General features: G+C 36.9%; 19 protein-coding genes. 8 read left to right on the top strand and 11 right to left on the bottom strand.

Features of this window, described 5'->3' with window-relative positions; genetic code table 11:
- The first annotated feature begins 39 nt into the window (after window positions 1-39).
- Both J5U23_RS10745 and crn1 read left to right on the top strand, forming a co-directional pair.
- Window positions 40-543, top strand: coding sequence for a hypothetical protein (locus tag J5U23_RS10745; protein ID WP_218258237.1), 504 nt, complete (start codon window positions 40-42; stop codon window positions 541-543).
- A 33-nt stretch (window positions 544-576) separates the two neighbouring features.
- The gene (gene crn1, locus J5U23_RS10740; protein WP_218266141.1) at window positions 577-1,113 is read left to right on the top strand and encodes a CRISPR-associated ring nuclease Crn1; all 537 of its coding nucleotides are present in this window, start codon (window positions 577-579) and stop codon (window positions 1,111-1,113) included.
- Here crn1 and J5U23_RS10735 read toward each other — a convergent pair.
- A complete protein-coding gene (locus J5U23_RS10735; RefSeq protein WP_218266140.1) occupies window positions 1,110-1,436 on the bottom strand; it encodes a Rieske (2Fe-2S) protein in 327 nt (108 codons plus the stop codon). The genes crn1 and J5U23_RS10735 overlap by 4 nt on opposite strands.
- A gap of 50 nt (window positions 1,437-1,486) precedes the next feature.
- On the bottom strand, window positions 1,487-2,056 hold the full coding sequence (gene dps / locus J5U23_RS10730) for a DNA protection during starvation protein (protein WP_218266139.1): 570 nt from the start codon (window positions 2,054-2,056) through the stop codon (window positions 1,487-1,489).
- A 378-nt stretch (window positions 2,057-2,434) separates the two neighbouring features.
- Between dps and J5U23_RS10725 the strand changes: the two genes are divergently transcribed.
- On the top strand, window positions 2,435-3,559 hold the full coding sequence (locus J5U23_RS10725; protein ID WP_218266138.1) for an NRAMP family divalent metal transporter: 1,125 nt from the start codon (window positions 2,435-2,437) through the stop codon (window positions 3,557-3,559).
- A 424-nt stretch (window positions 3,560-3,983) separates the two neighbouring features.
- On the opposite strand, the gene J5U23_RS10720 is transcribed toward J5U23_RS10725, so the two are convergent.
- A complete protein-coding gene (locus J5U23_RS10720; protein WP_218266137.1) occupies window positions 3,984-5,084 on the bottom strand; it encodes an MFS transporter in 1,101 nt (366 codons plus the stop codon).
- Window positions 5,085-5,127: 43 nt separating this feature from the next.
- Between J5U23_RS10720 and J5U23_RS10715 the strand changes: the two genes are divergently transcribed.
- From J5U23_RS10715 to J5U23_RS10705, 4 genes are all read left to right on the top strand, one after another.
- Window positions 5,128-5,802: a TrmB family transcriptional regulator gene (locus J5U23_RS10715; protein WP_218266136.1), complete on the top strand. Its 675-nt coding sequence runs from the start codon at window positions 5,128-5,130 to the stop codon at window positions 5,800-5,802.
- Window positions 5,803-5,832: 30 nt separating this feature from the next.
- A complete protein-coding gene (locus J5U23_RS10710) occupies window positions 5,833-6,576 on the top strand; it encodes an MBL fold metallo-hydrolase (protein ID WP_218258229.1) in 744 nt (247 codons plus the stop codon).
- A 129-nt stretch (window positions 6,577-6,705) separates the two neighbouring features.
- Window positions 6,706-6,840: a hypothetical protein gene (locus tag J5U23_RS16040; RefSeq protein ID WP_261310053.1), complete on the top strand. Its 135-nt coding sequence runs from the start codon at window positions 6,706-6,708 to the stop codon at window positions 6,838-6,840.
- Window positions 6,841-6,920: 80 nt separating this feature from the next.
- Window positions 6,921-7,382 carry a peroxiredoxin gene (locus tag J5U23_RS10705; protein WP_218258228.1) on the top strand — a complete coding sequence of 154 codons (462 nt, stop codon included), beginning with the start codon at window positions 6,921-6,923 and terminating at the stop codon, window positions 7,380-7,382.
- Here the strand turns inward: J5U23_RS10705 and J5U23_RS10700 are convergent.
- The 3 genes from J5U23_RS10700 to iorA are packed head-to-tail and all read right to left on the bottom strand — an operon-like array spanning window position 7,379 to window position 11,599.
- Window positions 7,379-9,199 (bottom strand): AMP-binding protein, encoded by a 1,821-nt coding sequence (locus J5U23_RS10700; RefSeq protein ID WP_218266135.1) that lies wholly within the window; start codon window positions 9,197-9,199, stop codon window positions 7,379-7,381. The two genes, J5U23_RS10705 and J5U23_RS10700, sit on opposite strands and share 4 nt — an antisense overlap.
- Complete coding sequence (locus J5U23_RS10695; RefSeq protein ID WP_218258226.1) at window positions 9,189-9,773, bottom strand: indolepyruvate oxidoreductase subunit beta; 585 nt, start codon at window positions 9,771-9,773, stop codon at window positions 9,189-9,191. The genes J5U23_RS10700 and J5U23_RS10695 overlap by 11 nt, the downstream gene beginning before the upstream one ends.
- Entirely contained in the window at window positions 9,761-11,599 is a 1,839-nt protein-coding gene (gene iorA, locus J5U23_RS10690; RefSeq protein WP_218266134.1) for an indolepyruvate ferredoxin oxidoreductase subunit alpha, read from the bottom strand. The genes J5U23_RS10695 and iorA overlap by 13 nt, the downstream gene beginning before the upstream one ends.
- A 143-nt stretch (window positions 11,600-11,742) precedes the next feature.
- On the opposite strand from iorA, the gene J5U23_RS15905 reads away from it, so the two are divergent.
- Window positions 11,743-12,654 (top strand): hypothetical protein, encoded by a 912-nt coding sequence (locus J5U23_RS15905; RefSeq protein ID WP_244988784.1) that lies wholly within the window; start codon window positions 11,743-11,745, stop codon window positions 12,652-12,654.
- Here the strand turns inward: J5U23_RS15905 and J5U23_RS10675 are convergent.
- From J5U23_RS10675 to J5U23_RS10655, 5 genes are all read right to left on the bottom strand, one after another.
- Entirely contained in the window at window positions 12,641-13,075 is a 435-nt protein-coding gene (locus J5U23_RS10675; RefSeq protein WP_218266133.1) for a Zn-ribbon domain-containing OB-fold protein, read from the bottom strand. The genes J5U23_RS15905 and J5U23_RS10675 overlap by 14 nt on opposite strands.
- Window positions 13,076-13,573, bottom strand: a complete 498-nt coding sequence (locus J5U23_RS10670; protein WP_218258223.1) for a Zn-ribbon domain-containing OB-fold protein — start codon at window positions 13,571-13,573, stop codon at window positions 13,076-13,078. It lies immediately after the preceding gene.
- Window positions 13,574-13,584: 11 nt separating this feature from the next.
- Window positions 13,585-14,763: a thiolase domain-containing protein gene (locus tag J5U23_RS10665; RefSeq protein ID WP_218258222.1), complete on the bottom strand. Its 1,179-nt coding sequence runs from the start codon at window positions 14,761-14,763 to the stop codon at window positions 13,585-13,587.
- Window positions 14,760-15,905 carry a thiolase domain-containing protein gene (locus tag J5U23_RS10660; protein WP_218258221.1) on the bottom strand — a complete coding sequence of 382 codons (1,146 nt, stop codon included), beginning with the start codon at window positions 15,903-15,905 and terminating at the stop codon, window positions 14,760-14,762. The genes J5U23_RS10665 and J5U23_RS10660 overlap by 4 nt, the downstream gene beginning before the upstream one ends.
- Before the next feature lie 63 nt (window positions 15,906-15,968).
- Complete coding sequence (locus J5U23_RS10655; RefSeq protein WP_218266132.1) at window positions 15,969-17,084, bottom strand: acyl-CoA dehydrogenase family protein; 1,116 nt, start codon at window positions 17,082-17,084, stop codon at window positions 15,969-15,971.
- Between the last annotated feature and the right edge of the window lie 85 nt (window positions 17,085-17,169).

The following is a 17,169-nucleotide window of genomic DNA, read 5'->3' as shown; positions in this document are numbered from 1 at the left end:
TTTGAAAAGACTTAATAGTTTCCTTTAACTTTTTAAATTATGGCTATAGGTAAAACAGTTCTGATAGTAGGGGTAATAATACTAATAGTCGGCATTGCACTGTTCTTTATTGGAGGATATTTAGCATCATCTGGACTCGTTAAAGTGATTAACACACTAAGTACTGTGACTCCAACTACTTTACAACCGGGGACATCACAAGACTTAGGTGTTCCCACTAAGTTGGCAATATTGCTTTACAATACGAGCTCTGGACAAGTTTTGAAGATTTTACAAGAAATAAATGGGACGAACCAATCAGTACCACAAATTGCAGAAAAGGGATATGTAATAGCGTTATTAAGTCCTAAATATGATGCTATAATGGTAAATAACCTCACTACTCCGATTTCAGTGAAATACGTTTTAAGTCAAGAATTGGCCTCTTCATTGGTAAACGTTGCACTATATACTGGCCTTGGTTTCTTTCTAGCTATTATCGGTGTAATCGTGTTGCTAGTTGGTTTAGTACTATTCCTCAGAGGAAGAGGTAAAAAACAGTAAAAATAAATATTCAATTAACTTTTAACTCATAACATGGTTAAACTAGTAGCTACTTTAGGAACCTCGCCGGGAGGAGTAATAGAGTCTTTTCTTTACCTAGTAAGAAAGGGACAAAACATTGACGAGATAAGAGTTGTAACTACAACTAATGCAGAGGTAAAGAAGGCATGGAAAATAGTAAGATTAATGTTCATCTGTTGTATTCAAGAGAAGTTTCCTAAAGTAGAAATTAGTGAACATCCACTTGATATTGAAGATATTTACAGTGAAGAGGACTTGAAAAAAGTTAAGGAATTTATTGAAAAGCAACTAAACGAAGGAGACTATCTGGATATAACAGGAGGGAGAAAAAGCATGAGTGTTGCAGCTGCCTTAGCTGCGAAGAATAGGGGAGCTAAAATAATAACTTCAATAATCTCACAAGATGACTACAATAGGATTAGCAAGAGAGTTAGGGAGTTAAAGGATATAGTTGAAATCAAGAATAGAAGTGAGTGTAGTGAACAAATAAGGGAAACCTATTGCAGTTTAATCGTGCAAAATGCTAGAACAATAGAATTTGAAATTTAAACTTCTACGAAAATGTCTTTACCCTTAACCTCAACCTTGTAGATCTTTAAGTTAGGTGAGAAGTACCATCCATCGGATTTCCCATAGGGATTGTACACTAGCTCACCGGTTTCCATATTATACTCGTACCCGTGTAAATGACATTTTATCCTATATCCGTTTACATCACCATATTCCATATTTCCTCCCTTATGAGGGCAATAGGCATCCATGACGAACACCCTATCTCCAACCTTTACGACTACTACTTCTATATTATTTAATGAAAATTTCTTTGGTTTCTTATCTTCTAAGTCTGATAAGCTGCACACTCTTACTAACATTAAATAATCACCAAAATATAAAAATAAAAGAAAGAAAAAGATAGTATATCTTATTGTTTCTTGGAATACGGAGCGTTACCTGGTAGACTTCTTCTGAAGTGTCCAGATGGTCTTCCATATAGTAGTTCTAAGAACCAAGCTTCGTGCTCTATTTCCTCTTGAAGTATTCTCTGGGCTAGATCGTATGTTCTAGGATCTTTTCCGTATGTCATATCACATACTTCTTTCCATGTTCTTATTGCACATTGTTCTGCTTCTAATAGAACCTTCAATATTTCCTTAGGGTCTTTCCAATTCTCTGGTAGATATGCATCTGAACAAGCTGAAATGTCAGCTAGTTGTCTTAAGTCTCTGGGTAGACCTCCTCCTAGTTCGTAAATCCTTTGAGTCATTAGTTCAAAGTGAAGTCTATCCTCAAGCCTAGCATCCTCAGCAATCTCCTTAAGGCCTTCTCCTTCCATACCAGTTAGATGCATTCTCAATATTGTATAGTAGTAGTACGTAGTGAGCTCTGCAGCCGTAGCTCTTACTAGCTTATCTATTAACTTTTTCACATCTAATCCGGATTTTTCCAAGATTTCTACTCCGACTACCTTTGGTTCTTGGGGTTTATCTGGCATTTGCACACCCTAAAAGACTATACTCATTTCTAGTTTATAAAGTCTTTGAATTAAAAGTCATTATAAGTCTTAACTCGAAGTTATTTTAATTTAGCACTAAAACTAATCCATGTCTCTACTCCTTAAGCTTAAAATGGGATATTAAGTAAGGCAATAACTGAGATTTTATACTAATTAAAAGCAATTTCTAAATAGAAATCTTTATAAGTTAGAGCTTCATAGAGTATACCATGTACTACATAAATGGATGTAGGTTTTGCATTTATCTTCGTTATAATAGCTTTTTACCTAAAAAAGAAATTTATAATTACTTATGTGAGGTGATCTAAGACGAGTATAAGAGATACTGCGAAACTCTTTGGACCAGCATGGATAGCATTGTTGGCAGACGCCGATGCTGCAAGTATATTAGGAGGATTGTCCACTGGGGAGGAATACGGATACAGACTAATATGGTTCGTAATGCTGTTATCTCTACCCATTTTTATAATACAAGAAGCCGCAGGAAGATTAGGTGCAATATCTGGCAAGGGTATTGGAGAACTCATAAGAGAATACTATTCTAGAAAAGTATCTATTTTATCTATTTTCCCAATTTTCTTCGTTGATTTCTTTACATATCTAAGTGAGTATGCAGGGATTGCAATTGGATGTTACTTAATTGGAATTGATCCTTTACTAGGCTTAATAATATTCTTCATCCTTCACGTTATAATAGTGCTAACTAAAAATTACGAAGTAACTGAAAGATATCTAGTAGTAGTTTCCGTAATTCTATTATTATCAGCCTTAATTATAGTTGGACCTAAGCTGAACTTTACAGGACAAGACATCTTTTACTTCTCTACCTCAAAGAACTTCCTATTCTTCATTGCCGTAAACATTGGTGCAGTGGTAACTCCACCTTGTATGTTGATTTATCAAAGTTCCGCTACAGCAATTAAATATCCTAAGATAGATATTAATAATTCTAAAAAGATATCATGGATAACCATAGAGACGTTACTAGGGTCTATAATAACTGAATTGATAATAGTATTATCTGAGATGATAGGAACTTCAATTGGTAATATAGATCCTAGTGATCCAACTCAGTTACTATATAATTTAGGAAATGTCCATTACATATTTGGAATAACGTTAATAAGCGCTGGGTTCTTAACGCTTATAGTTGTATCTCTAAGCAGTGCATGGGGTCTGCTAGAAGCTTTAGGGAAAAATACCTACAAAAACTCCGTGAAGATCTACATTATGGAGTCAATACCAGCTATGTTAATAGTTTCCTTAATGCTGGGTAACTATTCTTCCGTTATTAACTTCGCTTTGACTCTATTATCATTATCACCCATAATTATTGTCATACCGGCAGTAATGGTGGGTATATTGATAAGCAATAAAAAGATCATGGGTAAATACGCTTATACTAGGACTAGATTAGTAGCGTATTTCTTTACAATAGTTATGATTGCAATAGGGGGACTTGTGGGAATACTACACTTGTAGATAATATAACTAATAGATAGCCCTTTAATTCTATTTGGCATATTGTTGTCCAATCATAGTTTTTATTGACATTGCTCATGAATTTCTGTTTTAAACATTTTGGATAACGTAGCATAAACACGGCATCTAGAGGTACGTTAAGTACTCTGTAGAGTTCTCAATACCATTGGAATTCAAAACCTTTTCCCTCAACCTGTATAGGTTTATTACTGAACGCCCGCACATCTTGTATAATATCTTGCTACCTTTCGGGAAGCCCATCCACATCTGGTAGCAAGCTTTCTAAAAAATACTTTACATATAAAATAATATAAACTTTACGGTTTATCGAAAACTGTTAGCGACGGCGATTCACGGATCCTAGTTAGGTTTAAGGGTTTGTTCCCTTGCTATATAATGTAAATCTATTTGTGGATATGAGAGATTAAGATCTTGCTATTAGTAAGAGAGCTACAACTTGCAATATTCCTACTATCAATAAAGTATACTCGTATCCATAAAACGAATAAAGTAACGGTAGTAATAAGCCCGCCACACCATAGCCACTATCTCTATATAACCTATAGTAACCTAACGCTTTTCCCCTTACACTCTCGTTGACCTTATCGTTAACAAAGGCTATTAAGTTGGGATATACCATACCCATTCCAATCCCCTCCAATATTGAAAATAAGATGGGAAAATCTGAATATTTTATAAAACCTATAAACATTAATAAAAACCCTATTACGAGTATTTCTCTTCTCCTGTTATATATATCAGCCAAGTACCCAAATAGTGGTTGCGAAAGTGACCAGGTGAACGTGTAACTAGATACGGTAATTCCTATCAAAAATAGGGTGTAGTGTTGTAATAATAGGAATGTTGGTATGAGGATAAAGAAAGAAGAATCTACGAACTTCTCCAGGTGTCCTGCAATACTTATTTTAGTTATAGAAAAATAATTTACACGATTATTATCCTCCTTTAGAGAACCATTATTAATTGTAATTAGTTTCTTAGTCTCCATTACAGTAAATGACGAAATTAACGCTATTAAGCAGATTATACTAATTAAGATGTAACTTACATTAAATAGATAGCTGGCAAAGAGACTTCCAAAGGAGACTCCTAGATACCCTGACATTTCATTAATTCCAGTAGCTAATCCCGCCCTCAATTTACCGCTAATGTCTATTTGTGAAGTTACAGTAGTAGTCCACGTAAAAGCTTGATTTATTGCAAGTAAAATCGAAATTATGATCACAGTATATATGTTAACCGAGAGAAACAAGGGGACTGTCATCAACGCAACTATCCAGCCTATTATGAGTACTCTTTTTCTTCCCAAGTCATCAGAGAGTTTCCCAGCGAAAAAGTTAAACGCTCCTTTTACAAACCCAAAGGCTACCAAGGGTAATAATAAGCTAAGTGTTATTGCAATGTTTAATTGCTTCTCAAATACCGGAATGGCTATTCTTAGAATTCCTAAATATAATCCTGTGAAAAAGACTAATATTGTAAACATGATAAATTGCTTATTCATTATAAGTACTAAGATTTAAAAGTAATAAAAAGGATTATTCACTGTGGATAGTGAATTAGAAATCAATTTGAGAAAGTTAGGGTTTTCGGTGTATGAGGCTAAAGTTTACCTAACATTATTAGATCTTTGCAATTCCACGATGAAAAGGCTTTCAGAGAAGGCTCAAATACCTTATCAGAAAGTTTACGAAGTTGTAAAGTCCTTAGAAGATAAGGGTTTGGTTAGGGTAATTGAAGGAAGGCCGAAAAAGGTCAAACTAATAGATCCGTCAATATCCTTAAAGGTGTATAAGGATAAGATCGTCAACGAGTTAGATTATGCAATAGGTAATGTTATCTCGTTTTGGAAAGAAAAGCGAAAAGGAGAAGTTGATCGTAGTTTGCACATTAAGGGTAAAAAGACTGTAATAAGGATAATAAAGGAATTCGCAGAGAAAAGTAACAAGATGAAGGTAGTCTGGGATAATTTGCCGGAATGGTTGATCAAGGTTCTTAAGCAGTACAAGGGTAATTTAACTTTGATAACTTCTTCCAATAATTTAAGTCTGAATAATGCTGAGATTAAATACACTGAACATATCAAATCGAAATTTATTATATTTGATGATTCAGTATTGGTTACTTTCAATGATGAAGATGAGATTGTTGTAGATTCATGTAGAGGATGTGTACTTCAAGCAGAAGAGCATTTCGAGTTATTAACTTATAAGAGTGAATAACTCTTATATTTGATACTTTTAAAAAAGTAAATGATGATATTCAGGCAAATTATAAGCAAAAATGGTGGTTGCGCTACTTACATCTTTGGCTGTACTCAAGCTGGAGAATTGTTTGTAGTAGATCCTAAGTATGAAATGGTAGATGAAATAATTAGATTAGCCCAAGATTTAGGCGATATGAAGATAACTTATATAATAGATACACACACTCACGCTGATCACTTATCTGGTGTGAAGAAATTGCAAGCATTAACTAACGCTAACATTTACTATCATGAGGAATCACAGGTCAAATTTAAGGTGGAGAGGATTAAGGATGGAGAGGAGATAAAGGCAGGAAATGTGAAGATAAAGGTAATCCATACCCCTGGACATACTCCAGATAGTATTTCAGTTCTAATATATGATAAAAGAAGGGATGAGAGTTGGAATGAACCGTGGGCTGTATTAACTGGGGATACTTTGTTCGTAGGAGGTGTTGGAAGAATTGATATAGGTGGGGAAAGTGCGGAGGAGAATTTATACTATAGTCTAGCCAAGTTGAAAGTATTGCCAGATTATGTTGAAATTTACCCAACACATACTGCCGGTTCAGTATGTGGTGTTGGGATAAGTGGAAAACCTAGTTCCACAATAGGCTTTGAAAAGAGATTCAATACTTTATTTAGAATAAACGAGAAAGATGAGTTCATAAATAGAGTTAGAGAAGTTAAAATGTCTAAACCCAAAGAGTTTGATGAGTATATAAGGAAGAATTTAGAAGGTGTAATTTAAGAGGAAAATATTTAAAAATCATTAGAAATATTTTTAAATTATACTTATAACAGTACTTTTACCGGCCCGGTATCATTTCCTCTCCTCCTTGTAATAAAGGGTAAATTGCCATTTAGATTTAGAAAACTCTTGCAAAACCATGAACTGGGTGATGTAATTCTGGACTCAATTACAATTAATGGGTTTGAATTGGAAAGAGCCAAGAAAGTTCATGAAAGAGTAAAACTTGAATTAAGTGAGTTGGACATAAGAGTTAATCTCTAAGTGAAATTGTTTATCGAACTGTGTAAAATTAGAAAAATTTATAAGATAATCTTTTTACCGCAATTAGATATATCTAATTTATGGTTAAAGTCGGAGATAAGGCACCTCTTTTTGAGGGAATAGCGGATAATGGTGAGAAGATTTCCCTATCCGATTACATAGGGAAACATAACGTAGTCCTTTATTTCTACCCTAAAGATGATACGCCTGGCTGTACAAGGGAAGCTTGCGCTTTTAGGGATAACTGGAATCTCCTCAAGGATTACGATGTTGTGGTAATAGGAGTTAGTTCAGATGATGTTGACTCTCACAAGAAATTTAAAGAAAAATACAAGTTACCCTTTATCCTAGTTAGCGATCCAGATAAGAAAATCAGGGAACTTTATGGCGCTAAGGGGTTCATATTACCAGCAAGGGTTACATTCGTTATTGATAAAAAGGGAATGATAAGGCATATTTATAATTCACAAACTAATCCAGCCAATCACGTTAATGAGGCTCTTAAGGCGTTAAAGCAAATAAAAGCGGAAGAGATCAGTTAACCGATTGCTCTCTTTATTTCCTCTAAAGCCGATGGATTTTCTAGAGAAGAGGTATCCCCTAAGGGTTTATTTAAGTATATTGCCCTTATTAGTCTTCTCATTATTTTCGCATTTCTGGTTTTAGGTAACTCCTTAACGATCTTTATTTCTGCTGGCGCAAATGCCTTACCTAGTTTATCCTCTGTGTATCTTATCAAGTCCTTTTCAATCCCGCTAAGCTTTGACACTACGAAACAGACTATTTTCTCTCCCTTCATTGGATCTGGAACTCCGACACATGCTGATTCAACTACATTTGGAAATGAGTTTAATACGCTTTCGATTTCGGCTGGACCTACTCTCTTTCCTGCAACCTTTATCGTATCATCACTTCTACCAACAATGTAAAAGTACCCTTCTTCATCTCTATAAGCCAAATCTCCATGAACCCATACATCCTTCCAAACTGACCAGTAAGTCTCAATATACCTCTCTGGATTCCTCCAAAACCCTCTAGTCATACCTGGCCAAACACTCAATATAACCAATTCCCCCTCAACATTTGGTGGAGCTTCTTTCCCCTCCTCATTGAATACTGAGGCGTTAATCCCCGGGGAAGGACCATTGAACGATGAAGGCTTTATCTTCTTTATAACGTAATTCCCTAAAATACCTCCAGAGATTTCAGTACCTCCAGAATAGTTTATTATAGGATTTTTTCCACTGGCATTAAATAACCAATACCAACTTTCCGGATCAATGGGTTCTCCAGTATTTCCTGTTAGCCTAACGTTTAGTTTAACTTCACCTTGACTTCTTAACGCTCTAACCAGACTAGCTGAGACTCCTAAAACATCAACTTTCATATCTTCAACGAATTTCTGTAGCACTTCCCCACCCGTATATCCTTCAATCATCCCCATTTTAGCATCTAGTAAGAGTGATCCAAATACCATCCACGGTCCCATCATCCACCCCATGTCAGTAACCCACATTAAGGTCTCATCTTTTTTCAGATCGAACTGAAAGTAAATATCAGCAGAAGCCTTTATGGGAAATCCATCGTGAGTATGAACACATCCCTTGGGTTTCCCCGTAGTTCCAGAAGTGTAAATTATCATCATTGGGTCTTCAGTACCAGTATTTTCTACATAGTCTCCACCAGTTCTTATTACATCCTTATAGTCATAAAAATCACCTCTAGTTCCTCCCCTATTTAGTACTACTTTAGTTATGTTCAGTCCTTCCAGATTTTTCAACATGTCAACTTCTTTTCCTCTTCTAATACTCTTATCAACAGTGAAGATTACTTTAGCCTCACTATCCTCTATTCTAACTCTTATTGGCTCTGGACCAAACCCAGAAAATAGAGGTACGAGTATCATCCCTGCTCTAACTGCACCTAACATTACCGATACTATTTCCGGGATCATCGGCATGTAAATAGCAACCCTATCTCCTTTCTTCAAACCTATTTCCTTTAACCAACTTGCAATCGACTTGCTCTCATTTAGTATTTGAGAATAAGTTACCGTTCTAGTGTTGAAGCTCTCATCCATCCACTTAATAAACACATCAGAACTATCGCGTAATTGATCACCAATGTTTAACTTTCCCCCTATGAACCATTGGGGCCATTGTTTTCCCCTACTTAAATCTAAAACCTTAGTGTAAGGTTCTTGAAATTTCACATTAATTAACCTTATAAACTCATCCCAAAATTCTGGATTCTCATATGTGTACTTAATGAAGTGTTCTAGTTTGTCAAGGTTCTTTTCAACCATGAACTTGTATACATTGCTATTTTCTATCCATTCCTTATCTGGATTAAATGCCATTAATATCTATCCCATTAATTTTTATAACTTGGGCAATTTTAAACGCTTTTATATTGCTCTCGTATTTTAAGGCTTTGATGAAAGATTCCTCGCTTATCAACCCCTCAAATGCTCCCAGTGAGTATAAAAACCCTAGGATTGCAGCATTTGCAGCCTTAATATTTCCAGCATTTATGGCTATTTGATTAGCGTCAATTACGTAAACTTTGCATCCTTTTAATTTATCGAGAACCTCTTGCAAACTAAGTAGCCTAACTTTAGGTAAAACTGGCCTTACTACGTAGTTATTTATAATGATAGTAGTATGTTTTCTTGAAGCGTAGTTTAAGTTTCTTAAAACCTCAGTAGCCTCTAAGCCAACTAGGTAGTCAGCCTTTCCTAATGGTATTAGTGGAGAGTTAACGTCGCCTATCCTTACGTGAATGTTAACTCCTCCGCCTCTCTGCGCTAAACCATGGGTTTCTGCTATTAAGACCTTAGTATTTGAATAGTTTCCAGCCTCGGCTATCATCTTACCAGCAGTTATTATACCTTGGCCTCCCACACCGGCTATTAAGATGTTTACCCTAGCCATAATTCGTCCCATTTTTCTGGTTTGTTACCCTTTAAGGATATTGCCTTAAATGGGCAAACTGGTATACAGGCCCCACAGCCTATGCACGTATAATTATCTATCTCAGCCTTCTTATCCTTTCTAGGAATTATTGCTGGACATGTAAAGTAGTCATAGCATATACTACAGCCGGTACATTTCTCTAGATCAACTATGGCCTTTGGTAGATTGTTCTCCTCTACGTTATCCATAACTAACAACGCACAAGCTCTTTTAGCTATGACAACTGCTGGTTGCCTATTTTCCCTAACCCACTTTAATGCATTTGATAATTCCTTTATTGAAGAATTAACGTCAAAAGGATCAACGTACTTTACATACTTTACTCCCAAACCCTTAGCAACCTCTCCTATATCTATTCCCTTTGATGGACTTGGCTGCTGTCCGGTCATCGCAGTAGACCTATTATCTAAGACAAGCACGAGCATAGGAGTTTGATTATAGACGGCATTTGCAAGTGCTGAAATCCCACTGTGGAAGAAGGTAGAATCCCCAATAACTGCTATCGGAATATTCCCAGTTGCCCTATAAACGCCATTGGCAATTCCAATACTAGAACCCATATCGGTAGAAGAGTCTTGAGCGTCAAAAGGCGGTAACAATCCTAATGTATAACATCCAATATCACCAGAGATGAACGTTTCATTAGGCTTAAAGGAAGCCATTGTAATTGCCTTCTTTAAGTCTATGAATGAACTTCTGTGTGGGCATCCTGGGCACAGTGCTGGAGGTCTAGGTGGTACATCTTGGGGAACTTCTAGGTATTCCGTTACAAGGTCTAACCCAAAGAATTTGCTAAAGGCATAGTATACCTTATCTAATGTCATCTCTCCAACCCTACTTACTAGATCCTTTCCATGTAATTCCACTCTTACCCCTTGATCATATAAGAGATCCTTTATTTGATATTCAACAATTGGTTCACCTTCCTCTACTATTAGAACCCTCTTGGAGTTGCTTACAGCCTTGAGAATCAGTCTTTTAGGTATAGGAACTGGGGTGGATAACCTTAATACATTTGCCTTAATGTCCAACTCTTTCATGGCATCAGTTACGTAACCGAATGAAATACCCGAGGCAATTATTAGATTTTCGCTATCGTTATCAATTAGCTCATTTAAACCCTCTACCTCCTCTTCAATTTTTTCCCATCTCTTTAACTGTTCAACTCTATTTCTTCTAGCGTTCTCTGGGACTAACACGTAACGTTTAGGGTCTTTGATAAGTTTACCTAGGACTGGTCTAGATGGAGGTTTAAGTTCCACTGGCCCCCTAATGTGACCTATCCTAGTAGTTGATCTGAGAATTACTGGGTGTTTAACTTTGTTGCTTAACTTAAAGGCCTCTATGGTTAAGTCATGAGCAGATTGTGGATCATGTGGCTCTATAACTGGGATTAACGCATGTAAACCGTAGTATCTGTTATCTTGTTCGTTTTGTGACGACCACATGGAAGGATCATCGGCAGAAACTATAACTAACGCTCCTTCTACTCCAGTATATGATGAACTCATTAAAGGATCAGCTGCAACGTTTAACCCCACATGTTTCATTGTAGTTAGGGCAAAAGCTCCGTTGATAGCCGCTCCATAAGCCGTTTCAAATGCCACTTTTTCGTTAGCACTCCATTCAGTATATATTTTTCCATATTTCATTAAGGTTTCTATTATTTCTGTAGAGGGTGTGCCTGGATAACCGGCAGCTATGGATACTCCAGCGCTTAATGCGCCGAAAGCTATTGCCTCGTTTCCCAAAATTACTCTCTTAGTTGTAGAAAGTTCAATCACATTTATAATTATAGTTTAAATGTTAATAAGCGTTGCTTTCTAAAGTTCAAGATTTTAATAATTTGATTAAACTTCAGAAGTAAAGTTTATTTTAGTACATAGGTAGTTTAATCTTTTTAATCTATCAATGTATAGTATATCGTATGGCTCAAACTCATGAAATGCTAGAGAACTTCTTAAATAACTTTCTTAAATTAATAATAGTAAGCGAGTTATTGAATATTGACATCGATGCGAATAACTTGGAGAAACTTGCAAAAGTATCTAGTGATATTGCAGTAGATCTATCCATAGGAATTACAAGGAGAAAATTTGGTAATGATAAAACTAAGAAGATAAAAGAAGGTCTAAGTAACGTATATTTATGGTTAGAATCAACTTCTACCACTCCAGAGTTATATTATCTTTTAATGGATAAACTTAGCAGAATAGTGATGGAAAATAACGTCGATTTGGCATGGAAAGAATTGGAAGAATTTGAACATTATTTATCGGAGCTTAATAAGAGTCAGACTAAGGAAGTAGAATTAGGGAAGACTCTTGAAAAAATCAGTGATATGAAAAAAGCTCTAATTAATTACTTGGTTTCTATACAAGGAGATAATGATGAAGCATTTTTAATAATAAGAGATGAAGTTTTTAATTTAATTCTTGGCAATAATATATACGAGTTAAAAATTAGTGAACTAAGCGAAAATGAGAGGAAATCCTCCGATAGTTTTAGACTTTATACTGCGTTGAAATTGTTGTTAGATGAGGAGAATAAAATAAGAAATAAGAGACTTCTGGGAGAAGTTTTTTCTATAAGCAAGATAAAGGATAAGGACGGAAAAGTTGTAAATGTTATGATAAGTTTCGCCAGTGCTAAGGAAATATTGAATTTAAGAGAAAACTCAGATATCACAGTTAAACTTATGCGTAGAGTTGAAGATGTCTGCATATTCTTATCCGGCAGTACGTTATACGGAATGATTCCTTGCAATGTTGAGTTGGATATGAATACAGAATACATATATAAGGGTGAAAATGTTTTCGAAAAAATCAGTCAACCTTGACTCGTAAAGGCCATTGAAAGCTCGTAATTTTAGCCTTTGCCCCCACTTTAACATTTCCTTCAGCGTAACACAGCAGTCCTCCTTCAACATTGAGAAATCTAATTAGGGCAACAAACACTGGTTGTGCTAATTTGTTACCTTCATCATCATTGTAGATTATTGTATAAGAATCCACGTAAGCCTCATCCTTATTTACTTCCACGTAATTCTCTATCTTGACGAAACAGTGTTCACAATAGGATCTAGCAGGGACGAAGATTCTTCCACACTTACTACACTTACTTCCTACAATCTTACCTTGTTTCAGCCCGTTAAAGAACTGTTCTCCCGCCGGGCCTACTGTATACTCGTATTTTTCAGCTTCCATTACGTCATACCATCTTAATAGGCTTCCTTCTTTTCCACTCTTCTCCCAAGACATTTAGATCACCTTAAAGCATTGGATATCTTCAATACTTCCTTTCCTTTCCTCCTTTGGCTTCCACACCGCCTTAACCCTCTTCCCTATGATTTCCATACTCTTCACTTGTTCATAACTTGCACATATTCTGTGGAATATTCCAGGGTATACGAAATCCCTATTGTTAGAAGGTAATAGCCTTATAACCCCAACAATCTCTGGCTCTTCCAATTTTGCCCTAGTCCAACTTATGAAACTTGCAACTACAGTCATTACAATCCCTTCATCTTTCACCTCAACCCACTCATCAGTAGCTCTAAAGCATTCCTCACAATACATTTTCGGTGGTACGTGGATTCTACCGCATTTATTGCACTTCCTTCCGTATATTTTACCTTCCTTAAGTCCAAGTAGATATTTACTTTGAGCTTGTCCAGCAGTGTATGCGTACTTAGCGTTTGGCTTATACGATATTATGTAGTGTTTACTTAAGTCTTCTTCTTTCAGAGGAGTTACCATCTCATATCACCTCAATTACGTAAAACTATAACCGTACCCGCTTGCATTAAATCTCCCCAAGCCTGGGCTACACCAGTATGTACTGGTCTCTTAACTTGCATTTTCCCAGCAGTCCCCTTTAACTGCCAATATATACTTATGACTTTCATTAAACCCGCAGCAGCAATAGGATTACCCACTCCCAGTAAACCTCCACTGGGACTACTGGGTATATCACCATCGATGTCGAATACTCCCTCCTTCAATAATTTTGGAGCCTCTCCTCTCTTAGCCAATTGTAGTGCCTCTAAATGGTGTAGTTCTTTGTAATCAAAGGGATCATATGGTTCGGCAACATCTATTTCCTTATTTGGCCTCTCAATCCCAGCCATCTTATAAGCCATTCTAGCAGCGAATTCCACATATCTAGCGTAAGATAAGTCCCTAGCAGGCCATTCCGTATTGTCTAAAGTCCATCCAACTCCTTCAACCCAAACTGGCGTATCAGTATACCTCCTCGCTACGTCTTCAGAAGCTAATACGATTGCCGCCCCACCATCACTAACTGGGCTAACGTCTAAGAGTTGCACTGGCCAAACTAACACTTCGCTCTTTAACACGTCCTCTACTGTTATGTTTGAACCTAATTGCGCATATGGATTATTTACTGCATTCCTCTTGTTCTTAACGGAAACTAACGCGATCTCCTCCTTTTTAATTCCATAGGTTGCCATATATCTATGCATTTCCATTGCAAATATCCAGATTAGATTAGGGTTCAATGGTTTTTCAAGGATTGGATCCCATATGTATCTGAATATTGCTTGAGGATGGGGTCTATCTGGACTCATCTTTTCCTCAGCTACAGCAAGTACTTTCTGGCATAAACCACTGGCAACATGATACCATCCTGCTATGGCAGTCATAACTCCAGTAGCACCACCCACATAAACCCTACTTACTGGTTTTCTAATGCCCCCAGAACCATGTGATAAGTATTCGCCCTTTAGGTTAACTCCATCAAAAGCATCTGGTGCACTTCCAATAACAACACAGTCGATATCCTTTAACTCTAGTCCAGCCTCATCTAATGCCTTACTTGCAGCCTCCCATGCAATCTCTTGTGGAGTTTCTAGTAGTCTTCTCCTAAATGGAGTTAAGCCAGCACCTATTACAGCGACTCTTTTATTTAAATGAATGTTTACCTTCATGGCTTTTCCACCACCACAACTGATCCGGTAAGAGTGGGAATTCCACGCCAAGACGCGACAAGTGCCCTTTCACCTTTCCCTTGCTTAATATAATCTATTGCGTCTAACAGTAATGAAAAACCTGAAGCTTCTAAAGGAACTCCCTTAGCCATATGCCCACCTAATGGATTTACTGGAATTTCTCCTTGAGGAGAGAGATTTCCCTCCCTTAAGTCCTTTGATGGTTCCTCAGAAACTCTCAATCCCTCCAAGTGCTGTAATTCTTTGTAACTGTATCTATCATCAACGAAAACAGCATCAAAATACCTTCTAGGCGACTCAATTCCAGCCATTCTATATGCCATATCAGAGGCTATCCTCATGTAGTTTGCCTTTCCTAGCTCTGCAGTTTCTAGGTTTGAGGAATCAGTTGCGAATCCCAGTCCCTTGATTACTAGATAATCGTCTTTTTTCAGCTTTTTAGCAACTTCCTCATCAGCAACTACTATAACTATTGCTCCATCAACAAAAGGCGCTATATCCAACTCACTAAGAGGGTAAACTACGTAATCTTTCTTTAACACGTCTTCAGCTGATATATTACTAGCATAAGACGCTCTAGGAGATGATAGACCAGCTTTCTTATTCTTTTCCACTACTAATGCTAAGTCTTCCCTTGTTATCCCTTTTCTTTGCATGAACTTTACAGCATCTAACCCTGCAATAAAATGGAAATTTGGTGGATTAATGGATCTAACGTATATGGGATCCATTGCGAATTTCACCAAGTCACTAAACGTTAGTATGTCGCTTACCTTGGAATGGGCTTCAATTGACACTACGTTAGCTACACCGGAATTAATATGCATTACAGCGTGAGCTAATCCTTGAAGCGAGTCTCCAGCTACAGTCATGGTTGGTCTCATTGCTCCTCCCATTTGGTCTGGCGCGAATTCGTCTGATATTGATATTCCCTCCCAGAAGTCCTCTTGGCAGGATATAAAAGAGTCTACATCATTTCTAGGATTTATATTTCCCGCATCCTTATATGCCCTAGACGCAGCCTCGAAAACCATCTCTCTAAATGAGACTTCTGGAGTTGTGGGCCTAAAGCCGAACCAACCTATGCCTATTATGGTAATTCGATTCAAAAAAGTCCCCAAATATATTCTCTTTACGTACTTATTAAAGCTTTTTAGCCTTGCCTATGAAAGGATCAAAAATAACTAAATATACGGTATTCCATACCGTTCAATATACTTAGCAATAATGTGTCTTTGCACTTCATCAGTTCCCTCACCTATCCTAAGTAATCTGGCGTCACGATATATTCGTTCAATAGTGGTTCCCTTAGCGTAGCCCATACCACCAAATACTTGCAAGGAGATATCGACTATTTCGTTAGCGATAATTGCTGATAATAGTTTTAACATTGCGACGTAAACTCCCTTATCCTTTGAATTCTCATCAAACTTACTACTAACATCCTTAGCCATTGATTTTACCGCGTTGAGTTTAGCTACGGAATCGGCGAAGTACCATCTTATCCCTTGAAAATCATAAATGGAATTTCCAAACGCAGTTCTAGATCTAGCCCACCTAAGAGCTTCTTCCAACGCAGACTCAGCCAAACCTATTGCAATCCCAGATATAGCAAGTCTCCCTATCTCTAGTACTGAATTTACCATATTCCACCCATTATTTACTTCTCCAACTATATAATCGTTTGACACTTCACAATCGTGAAAGATTACCTCAGCGGTTCCAGTTCCCCTATTACCCATGACTTCTATTTTTCTAGTCTCAACGCAATTACCCCTAGGCACTATGAAAACGGATAAATCATGCCTAGATGAGCCAGTTCTCGTAACTGTGACGAAAATATCAGCGTAAAGTCCTTGAGTTATCCACATCTTATGTCCTTTTATTCTCCATAATCCATTTCTTTTCTCAGCGAAAGTCTTCATGGAGCCTATATCACTTCCACCAGAAGGTTCAGTTAGGGCAAAACTACCTATCATCTCTCCCTTACTCATCGGCTCTAGAAACTCCTTCCTTTGTCTTTCGTCTGCATATAATCTAATCATTTCGCCGGCCAATTCTCCTTGAGCGTCAGCAATTAACGCTAAGGACCCGCTAACCTTGGCAATTTCTTCTAAAATTATCATCATATCGTAGTGTGAAAGTCCATTAGTTAAAGGGATTAGAAAGCCTAGCTCTCCGAGTTTCTTAACCAAATCTCTAGGGTAGTAATCTTCTTTGTCTATTTTAGTTGCTATTTTTTCAACATCTCTTTTGAGGAATTCCCTCAGTGATTCTATAAAAAGTTCTTTTTCGCTCATATATTTATCTTACATTTAATAACTTTTAAATCTTATATCAATCTATCATTATTGAACGAAAGGTATATATAATTTTTAATTTACA

This window comes from Saccharolobus shibatae B12 (genome assembly GCF_019175345.1).
GTDB classification, from domain to species: domain Archaea; phylum Thermoproteota; class Thermoprotei_A; order Sulfolobales; family Sulfolobaceae; genus Saccharolobus; species Saccharolobus shibatae.
This window is presented reverse-complemented; position numbering and strand designations above follow the sequence as displayed.

What these genes read in the sequence shown, in the direction of transcription:
- J5U23_RS10670 (WP_218258223.1), bottom strand. Translation starts at nt 13,573, where the DNA reads ATGGTAACTCCTCTGAAAGAAGAAGACTTAAGTAAACACTACATAATA.
- J5U23_RS10700 (WP_218266135.1), bottom strand. Translation starts at nt 9,199, where the DNA reads ATGGCATTTAATCCAGATAAGGAATGGATAGAAAATAGCAATGTATAC.
- J5U23_RS10665 (WP_218258222.1), bottom strand. Translation starts at nt 14,763, where the DNA reads ATGAAGGTAAACATTCATTTAAATAAAAGAGTCGCTGTAATAGGTGCT.
- J5U23_RS15905 (WP_244988784.1), top strand. Translation starts at nt 11,743, where the DNA reads ATGGCTCAAACTCATGAAATGCTAGAGAACTTCTTAAATAACTTTCTT.
- J5U23_RS10735 (WP_218266140.1), bottom strand. Translation starts at nt 1,436, where the DNA reads ATGTTAGTAAGAGTGTGCAGCTTATCAGACTTAGAAGATAAGAAACCA.
- dps (WP_218266139.1), bottom strand. Translation starts at nt 2,056, where the DNA reads ATGCCAGATAAACCCCAAGAACCAAAGGTAGTCGGAGTAGAAATCTTG.
- J5U23_RS10745 (WP_218258237.1), top strand. Translation starts at nt 40, where the DNA reads ATGGCTATAGGTAAAACAGTTCTGATAGTAGGGGTAATAATACTAATA.
- J5U23_RS10720 (WP_218266137.1), bottom strand. Translation starts at nt 5,084, where the DNA reads ATGAATAAGCAATTTATCATGTTTACAATATTAGTCTTTTTCACAGGA.
- J5U23_RS10655 (WP_218266132.1), bottom strand. Translation starts at nt 17,084, where the DNA reads ATGAGCGAAAAAGAACTTTTTATAGAATCACTGAGGGAATTCCTCAAA.
- crn1 (WP_218266141.1), top strand. Translation starts at nt 577, where the DNA reads ATGGTTAAACTAGTAGCTACTTTAGGAACCTCGCCGGGAGGAGTAATA.
- J5U23_RS10695 (WP_218258226.1), bottom strand. Translation starts at nt 9,773, where the DNA reads ATGGCTAGGGTAAACATCTTAATAGCCGGTGTGGGAGGCCAAGGTATA.
- J5U23_RS10675 (WP_218266133.1), bottom strand. Translation starts at nt 13,075, where the DNA reads ATGTCTTGGGAGAAGAGTGGAAAAGAAGGAAGCCTATTAAGATGGTAT.
- J5U23_RS10705 (WP_218258228.1), top strand. Translation starts at nt 6,921, where the DNA reads ATGGTTAAAGTCGGAGATAAGGCACCTCTTTTTGAGGGAATAGCGGAT.
- J5U23_RS10710 (WP_218258229.1), top strand. Translation starts at nt 5,833, where the DNA reads ATGATGATATTCAGGCAAATTATAAGCAAAAATGGTGGTTGCGCTACT.